Origin of the sequence: Psychrobacter sp. S4(2024), assembly GCF_036861305.1 — a bacterium.
GTDB lineage: Bacteria > Pseudomonadota > Gammaproteobacteria > Pseudomonadales > Moraxellaceae > Psychrobacter > Psychrobacter cryohalolentis.
The window spans coordinates 166475-179682 of the sequence record NZ_JAZAQR010000001.1; the positions used below are offsets into that span (position 1 = coordinate 166475).

13 protein-coding genes are annotated in these 13208 nt (G+C 41.3%); 2 read left to right on the plus strand and 11 right to left on the minus strand.

All coding sequences use genetic code 11. The features are described 5' to 3' along the window. Positions 1-250: 250 nt before the first annotated feature. The 5 genes from hfq to VLA57_RS00720 all read right to left on the minus strand — a co-directional run bounded on the left by hfq (position 251) and on the right by VLA57_RS00720 (position 5546). Positions 251-802 carry an RNA chaperone Hfq gene (hfq, locus tag VLA57_RS00700; protein ID WP_020443643.1) on the minus strand — a complete coding sequence of 184 codons (552 nt, stop codon included), beginning with the start codon at positions 800-802 and terminating at the stop codon, positions 251-253. 455 nt (positions 803-1257) lie between these two features. Beyond that, positions 1258-2481 carry a tRNA (adenosine(37)-N6)-dimethylallyltransferase MiaA gene (miaA, locus tag VLA57_RS00705; protein WP_333954033.1) on the minus strand — a complete coding sequence of 408 codons (1224 nt, stop codon included), beginning with the start codon at positions 2479-2481 and terminating at the stop codon, positions 1258-1260. Positions 2482-2584: 103 nt separating this feature from the next. Continuing rightward, the gene (gene mutL / locus VLA57_RS00710; RefSeq protein ID WP_333954034.1) at positions 2585-4327 is read right to left on the minus strand and encodes a DNA mismatch repair endonuclease MutL; all 1743 of its coding nucleotides are present in this window, start codon (positions 4325-4327) and stop codon (positions 2585-2587) included. A 71-nt stretch (positions 4328-4398) separates the two neighbouring features. Then, entirely contained in the window at positions 4399-4941 is a 543-nt protein-coding gene (tsaE, locus tag VLA57_RS00715; protein WP_333954035.1) for a tRNA (adenosine(37)-N6)-threonylcarbamoyltransferase complex ATPase subunit type 1 TsaE, read from the minus strand. A 5-nt stretch (positions 4942-4946) separates the two neighbouring features. Then, positions 4947-5546, minus strand: a complete 600-nt coding sequence (locus VLA57_RS00720; RefSeq protein WP_020443647.1) for a 6-pyruvoyl trahydropterin synthase family protein — start codon at positions 5544-5546, stop codon at positions 4947-4949. A gap of 224 nt (positions 5547-5770) precedes the next feature. On the opposite strand from VLA57_RS00720, the gene VLA57_RS00725 reads away from it, so the two are divergent. Further along, positions 5771-5893, plus strand: a complete 123-nt coding sequence (locus tag VLA57_RS00725; protein WP_020443648.1) for a hypothetical protein — start codon at positions 5771-5773, stop codon at positions 5891-5893. A 257-nt stretch (positions 5894-6150) separates the two neighbouring features. Here the strand turns inward: VLA57_RS00725 and VLA57_RS00730 are convergent, their stop codons facing one another. The 5 genes from VLA57_RS00730 to VLA57_RS00750 form a co-directional block, all read right to left on the minus strand. Then, entirely contained in the window at positions 6151-6483 is a 333-nt protein-coding gene (locus VLA57_RS00730; protein ID WP_020443649.1) for a YnfA family protein, read from the minus strand. A gap of 3 nt (positions 6484-6486) precedes the next feature. Then, the gene (locus VLA57_RS00735; protein ID WP_333954037.1) at positions 6487-7299 is read right to left on the minus strand and encodes a PhzF family phenazine biosynthesis protein; all 813 of its coding nucleotides are present in this window, start codon (positions 7297-7299) and stop codon (positions 6487-6489) included. A 277-nt stretch (positions 7300-7576) separates the two neighbouring features. Continuing rightward, positions 7577-8200, minus strand: coding sequence for a hypothetical protein (locus VLA57_RS00740; protein ID WP_333954038.1), 624 nt, complete (start codon positions 8198-8200; stop codon positions 7577-7579). A gap of 145 nt (positions 8201-8345) precedes the next feature. After that, a complete protein-coding gene (locus VLA57_RS00745) occupies positions 8346-9620 on the minus strand; it encodes a saccharopine dehydrogenase family protein (protein WP_333954039.1) in 1275 nt (424 codons plus the stop codon). A gap of 277 nt (positions 9621-9897) precedes the next feature. Next, complete coding sequence (locus tag VLA57_RS00750; protein WP_333954040.1) at positions 9898-11142, minus strand: carboxynorspermidine decarboxylase; 1245 nt, start codon at positions 11140-11142, stop codon at positions 9898-9900. Between the two features lie 89 nt (positions 11143-11231). Between VLA57_RS00750 and VLA57_RS00755 the strand changes: the two genes are divergently transcribed. Next, positions 11232-11897 (plus strand): DUF924 family protein, encoded by a 666-nt coding sequence (locus VLA57_RS00755; RefSeq protein WP_333954041.1) that lies wholly within the window; start codon positions 11232-11234, stop codon positions 11895-11897. A gap of 115 nt (positions 11898-12012) precedes the next feature. Here the strand turns inward: VLA57_RS00755 and VLA57_RS00760 are convergent, their stop codons facing one another. Beyond that, entirely contained in the window at positions 12013-13191 is a 1179-nt protein-coding gene (locus tag VLA57_RS00760) for a CAP domain-containing protein (RefSeq protein WP_333954042.1), read from the minus strand. Between the last annotated feature and the right edge of the window lie 17 nt (positions 13192-13208).

Below are 13208 nucleotides of genomic sequence, written 5' to 3' on the forward strand. Positions count from 1 at the left end.
TTTTTTTGTTTTCAATGACTCTATATTTTTGGCTATATTCTTATAATTTGATGAATCATTTTACTATACATTTTATAATACTATGAACCATATTAATAATTATGGTCAATATTAATATGATGCTGTAGGAATACAGCCATAAGGCTATCGTGGGTGCATTAAAATGTTATTACTTATAAGAGTATCAATACAAAAAAACCCACTATAATAGTAGGTCTCAATATGATATCTCATGTCTTAGTAGGAGGGTCTAAGAGTTGCTATCATCAGACTCGTCATTAGGTTTGTTGTCATAACCCACATTCTCTGACGGCGCTTCAAAACCACGATCTTGACCAAAACCACCACGCTCAAAACCGCGATCTTGACCTTGACCAAAGCTACCGCGCTCAAAGCCGCGCTCTTGGCCTTGACTAAAGCCACCACGATTAAAGCCACTACGATTGGCAAAACCACGTTCTTCAAAGCCGCCGCCAGTAGCTGGATTTGCGCTACTGCCGCGCTCAAAACCACCGCTCACGCCGCCACTTTGACTTGGATAGCCCATTGGTGCTGCGCCTTGACTTTGAGTAGTCGCGCTTGGCGTTGTGCTGCTACGAGGATTACGTGCTGGGACGACTGTTGAGATAGCATGCTTATATACCATCTGACTGACGGTATTTTTCAGCAAAACCACATACTGATCGAATGATTCTATTTGACCTTGCAGCTTAATACCGTTCACTAAAAAAATAGAAACAGGAATGCGATCTTTGCGTAGTGAGTTCAAGAACGGATCTTGTAAAGTTTGTCCTTTTGACATGAAATCTCTCCTAAATATTATATAATTATTGTTAGCGCCAATTATTCTAAGGGTTACTGCAATTATAATGGCTAAGGGTAGATACAATAATAAGTTTTATTTATAAAACGTATCTAAATAAGTGCTAAAGCTTGTTAAGTCATTCTACTTTATCGTGAATATGTCATTATTTTCATAGATTAAGTAACCAAGTGTTGCATGGGTCACCTCTATCACCAAATGTTGATGAATAATCACTAAAAAACAGTTAACGTTTGCAACAGTTAACACTTTCATATAATCAAATTATAACAGTTATATACATTATACTTTGAAACTAATTGTCATTACTTTCGTATCTTTGTATGATGTTATACGGTCATGCTGTGTTTTTATTACTACAGCTCGACCATTAATATTACAGAACACTAATGGTCTGACAAATCTAGATATAGGCAAACGACTGATATCACTCATTAAACCAAATACGCTCTTGCCTGCTCCATAGTGCTAAATGAGTGCAATATTAACTTATTTTTTTGAAGATCTGTTACATCATCAGAGCCAACAATGGTTGTCGACGACGCTGTCATTGATTCTGTTGTAGGCACTGCTGCCGTATTAGATAATTGCATCACTTTTCGCAGCCACGTGTATTGGCGCTTTGCTAACTGCCTTGTAGCATATAATGCCTTATTTTGCATTTGCTGACAAGCAAGCGCTTCGGTTTGGTCAGTTGCCATTGGTAGATGCGTCTGAGTTATGCTACTTTGAATCGTAGTATCTTGCTCTTTACTTTCGTTACTTGATGGTTCCAATTGAGCAAAAGCATCATAAAACTGCGCTTTATCCAAATGGGGCTGTTCAAATACAGGGTGATTAATCTGTACCAGATACTGTAATACTTGTCGATAACCAACACAGCGCATCGAAGGTAAGCTTGGGATCAGAGGATAGTGCTCAAGCAAACTGATAACCTCTGCTACCAATCCTTCACGCCACATGATATCTAATCGCTGCTCAATACGCGTATGCAACCATGGACGGTCTGGCATAACCGCCAAAGCATGCCACTGCTGATTGGGATTATGAGCCAATGCTTGCTTGGGCTGACGCTGCCAGTCACTAATAGGAATATCAGTTTGCAAATATACTTCAACAGCACGGGTAATACGCTGGGTATCAGTTGCATTAAGACGCTCATGGCTGATAGCATCAACTTTACCAAGATAATCATATAGCGCACTGATACCCTCATCTTGGCGCCACTGCTCAACGCGCGCGCGAACACTGTCATCACTATCAGGCACTGGTGAGAGTCCGTCGAGTAATGCCATGTAATACATCATCGTACCGCCGACCAACAAGGGTATTTTGCCATTCTGATGACAGCTATCAATCAGTCTTGCTATATCATTGACAAACTCAGCGACACTATAGCTTTGCATAGGATCAATGATATCGACCAAATAATGGGGGTATCGTGCCAGCTCAGCAGCATTTGGCTTTGCTGTACCGACCGTCATGTCACGATACACCAATGCTGAATCTACCGAAATCAGCTCATAACGACCGCTATCATAAAGCTCATAAGCCAAAGCGGTCTTACCACTCGCGGTTGGTGCCATCAAGCACACCACGCTATTGTCCGCCAAATTGGGAATCAAGTAAGAAGATAGGCTATCAGACGAAAGTCGCATATACTTGCCTTTGATGGTCATGGTTTTAAGAACAATAAGGTAAATTATTGATAGCTCAGCGATATGTCTTAACTATAGAAAATACCCTATTTTCACAATACCGCTATTTAAGCGCAGATGATAACATCAATGTGACTAATTGTTGACTATCTATAGAGTGGATAGCATATTTGCTCAGTATAGCTTCCATATCTGCTACAAAAGCTCGTGCATCTTGTTCAGACATTTGCATGGTTATCTTCGCCAATTGTTGATTGGTAGTAGTACTATTTAATAATTTGGCGTTGTTATACATAGTGCTGCTAAAGACACTTGACTCAAACAATACTTTTAATCTTGACTGCCATCTCTCAGCACTAATTAGCGCACACTGCCCTTGATAATAAAATAGTAGCCAAGGCAGCGCTTTATCGTCATTGCTATATATAACTGAAGAAGCTACCAGACCAGTAATACTATCTATAACTTGTAAGCAAACTGGTAAAGGTGGTGTGTTTACAGGGTAACTGTTAACAGCATGACGACTGTCTTCTACAGGCTCATCAATATGTAAGTCTTTAATACTTTCGGATAACGACTCATTTTCTGACAGCTGATATGGTTGCTTAGGAGCTTGAACTTGCTGACTTGCCGTTGCATTGTTGGTATATGATGCTATTGCGTCTAACGCATTAAACGACTTTCTTGTGGAGATATTATCATTTGGTGCTCGCTCTTTAGAGCGAACAATTTTCGCGGTATTAAGCCCTCTTAACTTCGCACGAATCGCATGACTTAAATGCGCCATGATATTGTTCAGTGGGCTAATCTTGATACGCTGCTTGGAAGGATGAACATTAACATTGAGCCACTGAGTTGGTAACTCAAAATAAAGCGCATAACCCATACCTGCTAGCTGTACACTTTGAACCATTTGACGAAGCTGATTGCTAATTAATGCCTCTTTTACCAATCTGCCATTTACATAAATAAGCTTGGGTAAACTATGGTTGGCATCATAACTTGCCCACAACCAACCGCCAATACTTGCCGGTTGCATAGTGCGTACATTATCAGCATATTCACCATTAGCATGAGTAGCAGAAGAACTTCCAAATTGCTGCGTTAGGCTAGATAAATCAACCGCGACTTCAATGGCCTGCTCTATAAGTGCCAATCCAGTCGCTTGCTCCAAACGTGATAGCGGCAGATAATTTTCAGTATCTTTATTTATAGTGTTTACCGACAGTGATAGCCGTTTTTTATTATCATGAAAAAGCGTCAGCGCCACATCAGCGCGTGCTAAAGCCACTTCACGGACAATCGTTTCGATATGACCAAACTCAGTCGCGATAGATTTCAAATTACCGCGGCGTGCTGGTACGTTGAAATATAAATCTTTGACTGTAATAGTAGTACCGCGATGATGCACAACGGGTATTAGTTTTGGCGTATCGCCCAATATACCGGCAACTTGCAACTGACGCCCAATCCCGCTGCTATCATGACTACTGGTTAAGGTCAAACGGGAAACAGCAGCCGTCGCTGCCAGTGCTTCCCCGCGAAAACCCAACGTTGTAATACCATGCAAGTGTGCCACATCAGCGACTTTGCTAGTGGCATGACGTGTGACTGCCATGACCATATCATCGGGATGAATCCCAACGCCATTATCAATCACCTCAATCATACCCATGCCACCTTGGGTAATGCGCACCTCAATATCTGTGGCATGAGCATCAATTGCATTCTCGAGGAGCTCTTTAACCACTGCTGACGGACGCGTCACGACCTCACCCGCTGCTAATTGATTAATAAGCAGCGGCGATAGTTTTTTGATACGAGTATTGGTGTGGCTATGTAGCATCGATGGGTATCATATATTGAAAATAATAGAGGCAAATTTTAAGGCTTTAAACATCTGTAGCACGATTTGGACTAAAGATTTAGACTGGATAAGTCAAAACCTTGTACTTGTCCTGCCTTTGACAATCGTATTGCAACTTGGCGAGATTCTTTATCATCATTGCTATTACTTTGAGTCATATCAATAAACATAGTAGGCAGCGGCAAATAGCTGTGCGCACGGCTCGCCCATTCAATGATAACCAACGCATTTGGCTCATCCAAATACTCATCAAAGCCAATAAAAGACAGCTCTTCTGGATCTTGCAAACGATATAAATCAGCATGATAAACAGATTTAATTGAGCCGTCATTTTGGGTAATACTATAAGGCTCAACCAAGGTATAAGTCGGACTTTTCACCGATCCTTTATGCCCTAGCGCTTGCAACCAATAGCGTGTTAATGTGGTTTTACCTGCACCCAAATCTCCTGCCAGCCACACACTACCTGTCAGCAGCAAAGCTGCCAATTGCTCAGCCAAACGCTGAGTATCTTTTTCTGAATGCAGCGTCAAAGTCTGCAAGTTCTTACCACCACTTATAGCTGCGTCTTCAATCGTTTGATTATTATTCATTAAACTCAATCTACCTGTACTTGCATTGTGACTGCTGGATTAACGAAACTCTCACCACGTATCAGTTTGGCATATAGCTCAGGGTCATGCCACTCTGCACATACTTGCTCGCTAAATTCAAACTCTTCTAAAACCAACTTACCCATTTGCTCATTGCTCACATCATCAGCAAAACACTGCGCGTAACCAGTTGCAGTTTCATGGGCAATCACCGAATACACGCTGACATCCGCTTCGCCATTTTGCATTTGTGTCTGTTGCAAAATCTCTTGCGCCCAAAAGAATATCACCCGCGAGAACTGCTCTGCTGATGGCGATACCGGCAAGCTGATCCAGCGTGCACTGAATTTCTTACAGGCAGCGATGTACTCAGGATCGTCTTTACTCCAAAAACAAATCGCATGATCAAAGCTGTCGATAATGTCTTTAATAGAGGATTTTAATAAGCCAAAATCATAGACCATCTGCCCATGATCTAAACGCTTGGCCTCAAGTATCAGCTCAATCTGATAGCTATGACCATGAATCGAGTGTTTGCAGCGCTCAGAGCTACAGTTACGCACAATATGGGCGTTTTCAAATTTAAACAGTTTACGGATACGCATAATAATTAATCAACCAAAACAGTAAGCATCATTGTGCTAAATAATAATAGGATAAAGGTTTGCCGCGATTTATCGGCTTGGGGCTCATTATAGCAAATCGTGATGTATTCGTAAGTAAGCACTTATTAACGCCAGCGTCCATTTGCTTGAAGCTAGCTATTAATCACCCTTAGGGCTATACTGATTTTAATAAGTATTAATCGGTCACATAAAAGGACAACATCATGAGTAAAGGTCAAGATAGTAAGAAGAATGTCAAAAAGAAGCCGCTGTTAACGGCAAAAGAGAAAAAAGCGGCTAAACAATCAAAGAAAGATGATAATGGTAGCATCTTAGGAAAGCATTAATAGTAAATGCCTTAACATGCCAATCAAGCTTAATGGTTTGATTGGCATTTCTTTATTTATATGATTAGTGAGAAGCAATATCGATACCTTATTGTACTGCTGGTATGAATTTTTCTTGCTTACTGTGCCTACGCAGACAGAGACTGCAAAAAATTCATACCAGCAGTACTGTAGCGTTTTTAGGGTATTTTGACTGTATATTGAATTTACTAAATCTTGAATTAATAAGCTTTAATTTGCGCACTTTGACTCATAATCTAGGCACTGCGCGGCGCAAACATAATAATTGCCATGCCCAGTAAAGCAATAGCAGAACCTACAATATCCCAAGTCGTTGGACGTATCCCGTTCACTGTCCACAACCATAAAATCGCCATCGAAATATAAACACCGCCATAAGCGGCATAGACCCTACCGGCAGCAGCTGGATGTAATGACAGCAGCCATACAAAAGCTATCAAACTCAGGGCACCAGGTATGAGCAACCAAACTGACTTACCCTCTCGTAGCCACAGATAAGGCAGATAACAACCTGCGATTTCAGCCAATGCAGTAAGAGCAAAAAGCCCCACTGTTTTTAATTCAGACAAAACTTACTCCTCGACCGTGATAAATCCCGTCAAATAATGCACAGCATGACCGGAGATAAGCACTCTATCTCCTGCAACCACACAGTCTAGTACCCCGCCACGTTTTGACGCTTGATAAGCAACCAATGTATTTTTACCCAGTCGCTGTGCCCATAATGGCGCTAGTCCAGTATGAGCCGAACCCGTAACTGGATCTTCATCACCACCATTGGCAGGCCAGAAATAACGTGAAATAAAATCGTAGTCTTTGTAGTCAGCAGATTTAGCCTGACAAGTGACAACCACATCGAGAGGCGCAAGTTGTTTTAGCGCGTCATTATCACGCTCTACATTTAACACGTCAGATTCCGAGTCATAAATCACAAAATATGCCTGTGAGTTTTTATAGACTTCAATAGGGACAATAGACAATCCTGCCAGCAAACTATCAGGGATATCACTGACTTTCTCAGGCTTAGTATTGGGAAAATCCATCTGTATTTTATCATGATCGGTTTGCTTGACCGCTAAAACCCCAACTGCTTCAGCTGAAAACTTAATAGACGTCAAAGTAGGGTTTTTCTTAAACAGTACAAAGGCAGAAGCCAAGGTCGCATGACCACAAAAATCAATCTCCGTAAGCGGTGAAAACCATCGAATATGACAAGTGCCTTTATTATCCAAGACTATAAAAGCCGTCTCTGATAAATTATTTTCAAAAGCAATAGATTGCATGAGTTTCTCAGACAACCAACTTTCTGTGATAATCACTGCCGCTGAATTGCCTTTAAACACAGTATTAGTAAAGGCATCGATAACATTGATTTCTAATTGCATATTACGCTCTTATTTTTATGATAGGGATATCGCTGATTTACGGTAAAAAACACACTACTGTTAATAGAAGTAGAATGAAATTTCACAGCCTTTATAAGGCTCTATCTAAAGGATTGTCGCATCGGTTTGAAGAGCTTATATTTGTAGAAAATAACTTGGTATTTATCATCCTCTGTATTTTCCTACAGACTCTCGAGCTTATCTTTTGCACATCAGTATACATCTTTGAAAGATTTGCATTTACTATTTGGCGATTATAGACAGAGTACAATCATAGCTAAGGCAATATCTGAGGCGCGATATAATCGGTCAAATTAATAGTGGCTATTTTCTCAGCCCAATCTGACTCAGTTGGATGCGGTAAACTATCTAAAACCGTCAAAGGCTTCTGATAAATTATTTTAAAAGCATCCATAAACCCAATTGCGGTATCGCCGCAAGGTACGATGATAATATCAGGTGGCGCTTGCTCAAGTACTTCAGTTAATCGGCTCACAAAGTCTTTAAAAACACCGTTTTTCTTCAAATCCACAGGTACTTTATTCGGATTACTTTGATTTAAATTTTGTTTGATAGCTGCCAATTCATTCACTTTTGCTAAGTCTTCACTATTTAGAGCGCAAGGGTAAAACGCTTTATTTAGTGGCAATGTAGAGCAGTTCAAAATACCCAGTGGCTGATAATTTAGTGCTTTGATATTACAGCCTAATGGAAATTGGGCATCAAAATCCTTTAAATACCCTTGAGTCATCAAAAATTGAGTGAGCTCAAGCGCCGACTCGCCTGCCGCTGGATGCTGATGGAGATATTCATTGATATAGGGAGATTCTAGAATAAATAACACTTTTAACTTTTTCACATCCTCAATCAAGTTAAATACTTTATATTTTTCTAAAGACATAGCCATTCTCCTTATGCCATTGATAGCTATCAGTTTTATGATATTCGTTTTTATTATAGAAGCAGATACGTAAAAAAGCACCCTATCGAGTCTGCCTCAATAGGGTGCTTTTTATTTAACGAACAATAAAAGCCAACACGAGAATTTAGATATCAAACTCAAGCGCTCTATCGCCCTCGCTATCTTTGATGCGCGTAGGCAGACCAATTTTATTCAATAGATTGATAAATGGCTTGGCATCAAGCTCTTCAACGTTGACCATTTTGCCTGCATCCCACTCGCCTGTAGCAACTAGCATCGCCGCGGCGACTGGTGGCACGCCTGCAGTATAAGAGATACCTTGACTACCAACTTCATTATAGGCATCTTTATGATCTGCGATATTATAGATAAATATCTCACTATCGACGCCATTAATCTTGCCTTTGACCTTGTCACCGATACAGGTTTTACCGGTGTAATTTGGCGCAAGTGAACTTGGATCTGGTAGGACCGCTTTTACTACTTTTAATGGGATAACTTCTTGTCCTTCAGCAGTCATCACTGGCTGCTCAGACAATAAGCCCAAGTTTTGTAGAACGGTAAAGACATTGATATAGTGCTCACCAAAGCCCATCCAAAAGCGAATATTTGGCACGTCTAAGTTGGCTGATAAAGAATGCACTTCGTCATGACCACTTAAGTAACTGTTTTGCACACCAACAACAGGCAAGTCATCTGTACGCTTTACTTCAAACATCTTGTTAGACTGCCACTTACTGTCCTGCCAAGAATAAACCGTACCAGTAAATTCACGGAAGTTAATCTCAGGATCAAAGTTGGTGGCGAAGTATTTACCATGACTACCAGCATTAATATCAATAATATCAATATCAGTCACTGAACCTACATCCATCATGTCATAACCAAGACGTGCATAGGCATTGACCATACCAGGATCAAAACCTGCACCTAAGATCGCAGTGACATTATTATCGGCACAACGCTGTTTACGCTTCCATTCATAGTTGTCATACCATGGCGGCGTCTCGCAAATCTTGCGAGGATCTTCATGAATAGCGGTATCAATATATGCTACGCCAGTCTCAATACAAGCTTCCAATACGGTCATATTCACAAATGCCGAACCGACATTGATAAGGATTTGAATACCCGTATCTTCAATCAGCTGTATCAGCGCTTGGGTATCCATGGCATCGACTTCATGCGTATGTAGTACCGCTGGTTGCTTAAAGCTGTTCTTTTCTATAACGCTCTGAGCGATGGCATCGCATTTATCTTGGGTACGTGAAGCGATATGAATCTCGCCAAGTACGTCATTATGCATCGCACATTTATGCGCGACTACTTGAGCGACGCCGCCAGCACCGATAATAAGTACATCTTTTTTACTAGGCTTAACTTGTTGGTTTGTGTTCAAAGAACAATCCTCCTTTGTGTCCCTGTCGATACCATTGATATTGGCTATGCAAAACAGAAACGAGTGAATGATATGCGTGAATTAAAAAGGAAGACCGAGGAAAACCCACGCACCCGTTAGACAAATCCTACTGTGTTTGCCAGTAGCAATTATAACAATTTTTACTGACTTTTCGGCAAAAATTACAACATAACTTAAAAACGTCAAAGCGAATAAAGATTTATAGATAGTTGTTTGGCATTACCATTTGGTCATGCCAAATATGCGTCTAATAGCGTTATGACAAGCTTGCCTTATAATCTTGATAATCAAACTCGCGTTGGATATCGATACTGCCATCTAAGCGGCGAATGACAATCGCTGGCATATTCACGCCATTAAACCAGTTTTTCTTCACCATGGTATAGCCTGCTGCGTTACCAAAGGTAACGGTGTCACCTACTTTTAGCTTATTTGGCAAGGCATATTCACCAAAGATATCGCCTGCCAAACAAGAACGACCATAGATAATCGTATTATTAGCTGATTTAGCGTTCTCGCTTATGGGTGCAATGTTGGTAGGGTCGATATCAAGAGAGGCGATATTAATTAAATCACTATTAACAGCCGCTATCGGCGCTGACTCACGGTAAATCAGCAAATCAAGCATATGTGCTTCAATGGATGAATCTACTACTGCTAGGTTTTTTTCATTGTGCATCGTATCTAAAACGCTTGTGACTAGCGTACCAGCACCATGAATACTTGCCTCACCCGGCTCTAGATAAACTTGTACGCCATATTTTTCACTAAAGCCTTTTAACCTGTCAGCCAGTTTCTCTAGTGGATAATCAGGAGCAATAAAATGAATACCACCGCCCAAACTGACCCATTCAAGCTGCTGCAAAACATCACCAAATCTGGTTTCGATATCAGCTAAGCTGTCACTAAACGCCTCAAAGCTGTCATTTTCACAGTTGTTATGAATCATGACACCGCTAATATCACTCAACACGGCTGCAATTTTATCTTTATCATGCTCGCCAAGACGACTAAACGGACGCGCAGGATCGGCAATGATAAATGACGAATTACTGGTCTTTGGATTTAAGCGTAGTCCGACTGGGATGTTTTTTGCTGATGCTTCACCTTTAAAAGCATTTAACTGCGCGATTGAGTTAAAGATAATCTTATCGGCGTAGCTGAGCACTTCAGGCATCTCATCCGCGCTGTACGCCACGCTATAGGCGTGAGTTTCTTTTTTATCTTTGCTACTAGCGTCGCTATTATTACCAAAAGTCTCATAACCCAATCTGACTTCATTTAGCGAAGATGACGTTGTACCATGCAGATAAGGCTGCATGATATCAAAAACGCCCCAAGTCGCAAAACATTTGAGCGCAAGCAGTGCTTTTGCGCCAGACAACTCGCATAGGCGAGCGATAATCTGCATATTGGCGACGATTGCGGCTTCATCAAGCAAGTAATATGGCGTTGGTGGTAATGATGACTGAGTGTTTTGTAGCGAATTTTTTGTATTCATAAGGTTTACCTAATAGCTGCTGCTCGTATCATGACAGACATAAATATTTGCGCTATAGTAGACTAAATCTATCATAATTAGAATAGCTTATGTCTCTCTCAACCGATTATTCCACCTCAAAAAGCCATGCCAATTTATCGTCACTTGATCCAAAAAACATAAGTTTAGAGTATCTCGATTCAGAGGCGTGTGCCGTATTGGATTTTTGGTTTGATAAGGACAATGAACAGTATTGGTTCGAGCAAAGCCATGAATTTGATCAGCAAATAAAAGAGCGGTTTGGTAAAATTTGGCAAGCAGCAAAGCAAGGGGAATGCGTCACTTGGCGCATTTCAGAAGCAGCAACCGACTGCAATAGCTCCATTACCGCTTTGGCTGGGCGTCTGGCAGAGATCATCGTTTTAGATCAATTTTCACGCAATTTATGCCGCAATAAAGCGGAGGCGTTTGCGCAAGATGGTATGGCGCTGGTGTTGGCTCAAGAAGTCATATTGCAGCCACATTTTTCTACCTTACCAATGACATGGCGCAAATTTGCTATTATGCCGTTTATGCATTCAGAATCTTTAAGGATTCATAGTCGCTATCTGCCATTATTTGAGCAGCTCGATGATGCCATTACGTTAGATTTTGAGCAGCAGCACAAAGAGATTATCGAGCAGTTTGGGCGTTACCCACATCGCAATAACACGTTAGATCGCGAGTCAACAGATGAAGAAGAAGCCTTTTTGCAGCAGTGGAACTCGTCGTTTTGACGCGGTAACGCTTTTATAGTGGATTGGCCATTATATAAAACAAGGGCTGAATCAGATAACTGGTTCAGCCCTTGTTTTATAACTTATTCTATAATAAGTCTTTTAGATCACGCAATTAATTGTTCACAGCACCAGTTTTAAAGGTAAAGCTCTCACGCTCTGTGGCTTTGCTATCGACTAAGATATCAAAGCTGACACGGTAATCACTATTGCCATGTAAACCACAATTTGCGTCTTTTTTACTGGTGCTTGTACAGCTTTTCAAATTGTCCGTAATGGGCAAGATGAACGCTTCGTTCGCTGGTAGCTCATATATGGTGTTTTTATGGGGATCTTGGCGATAATCTAATATCTCAATGGGCACATCCATATTACGCTGTATATCATGGAATTTAACATTGCTGATATCAATCGTTTGAGCAGACGGCATACTGACATAAATAGGCTGTCCGATAGGATCAGTTTGTAAGTCACGACCTGTTCCTTTGACCGGACTTGGCGTTTCGTTATACAACGCAGTGACGGTACCGCTGACCCCTTGGCATGGATAAGTGAATATTCCTGCTACCGTATTATCTTCGGTCGCCTGCGTCGCTGAGGCATGGTTGACTAATATATAACCTTGATTATTAGCCGTATCCTTACCAAAAGGCTTATAGGTGACCATGCCCGTCCCTGTCAAACTTGAACCTGGTAGCATCAAAGAACGCAGATGATAAGGCGCTGCCAATAACGACTTAGCCATTGAGCCTGCCATTATATCAGAGCCTATAATATTGCCTACCGAGCTATAGTAAACCGATTGGGCAATATTCTCAGTCACCCCATATCGGGCGTTGCCATATTTTGCCTGTAATAACCGGTCTGTGAAGCTAACGCCCCTAAAGAACGGGTTATTATCACCTGTGACGTTTGCGATATCCGCAATCTTATTTTCATAATGTGGACTAAAAGTAGTCGGTGTACTGTTAGCAAATACGTGCTTGATGTATTTGGCATGTTGAATCGCAATATTATCCAGTGCGGTGTCAGCGGACAAGCCACCAAGACCACAGCTGGTACGCGCTAGACTAAAGGTATTACTTGCGATTAATGCTGCTTGTGCCTCATTGTCGCTTGCCACATTATCAGGCTTATCAGTCGAGGTATCATCAGGGCTAGCAGCAGGTGCTGTTGGCTCTGGCGTAACGTCGTTAGCGCTATTATCTGAGTCTCCGCCACCGCCACAGGCCGTTAAAAAAGCCGTTAATAATATGATTGCAGCGAGGTTTTTTTCTGGCAATTTAAGGGTCATCTCTTATCCTGTAAGAT

Excerpts from the sequence above, each read along its gene's own strand:
- hfq (WP_020443643.1), bottom strand. The coding sequence starts at position 802 with ATGTCAAAAGGACAAACTTTACAAGATCCGTTCTTGAACTCACTACGC.
- miaA (WP_333954033.1), bottom strand. The coding sequence starts at position 2,481 with ATGCGACTTTCGTCTGATAGCCTATCTTCTTACTTGATTCCCAATTTG.
- mutL (WP_333954034.1), bottom strand. The coding sequence starts at position 4,327 with ATGCTACATAGCCACACCAATACTCGTATCAAAAAACTATCGCCGCTG.
- tsaE (WP_333954035.1), bottom strand. The coding sequence starts at position 4,941 with ATGAATAATAATCAAACGATTGAAGACGCAGCTATAAGTGGTGGTAAG.
- VLA57_RS00720 (WP_020443647.1), bottom strand. The coding sequence starts at position 5,546 with ATGCGTATCCGTAAACTGTTTAAATTTGAAAACGCCCATATTGTGCGT.
- VLA57_RS00725 (WP_020443648.1), top strand. The coding sequence starts at position 5,771 with ATGAGTAAAGGTCAAGATAGTAAGAAGAATGTCAAAAAGAAGCCGCTG.
- VLA57_RS00735 (WP_333954037.1), bottom strand. The coding sequence starts at position 7,299 with ATGCAATTAGAAATCAATGTTATCGATGCCTTTACTAATACTGTGTTT.
- VLA57_RS00740 (WP_333954038.1), bottom strand. The coding sequence starts at position 8,200 with ATGTCTTTAGAAAAATATAAAGTATTTAACTTGATTGAGGATGTGAAA.
- VLA57_RS00750 (WP_333954040.1), bottom strand. The coding sequence starts at position 11,142 with ATGAATACAAAAAATTCGCTACAAAACACTCAGTCATCATTACCACCA.
- VLA57_RS00755 (WP_333954041.1), top strand. The coding sequence starts at position 11,232 with ATGTCTCTCTCAACCGATTATTCCACCTCAAAAAGCCATGCCAATTTA.
- VLA57_RS00760 (WP_333954042.1), bottom strand. The coding sequence starts at position 13,191 with ATGACCCTTAAATTGCCAGAAAAAAACCTCGCTGCAATCATATTATTA.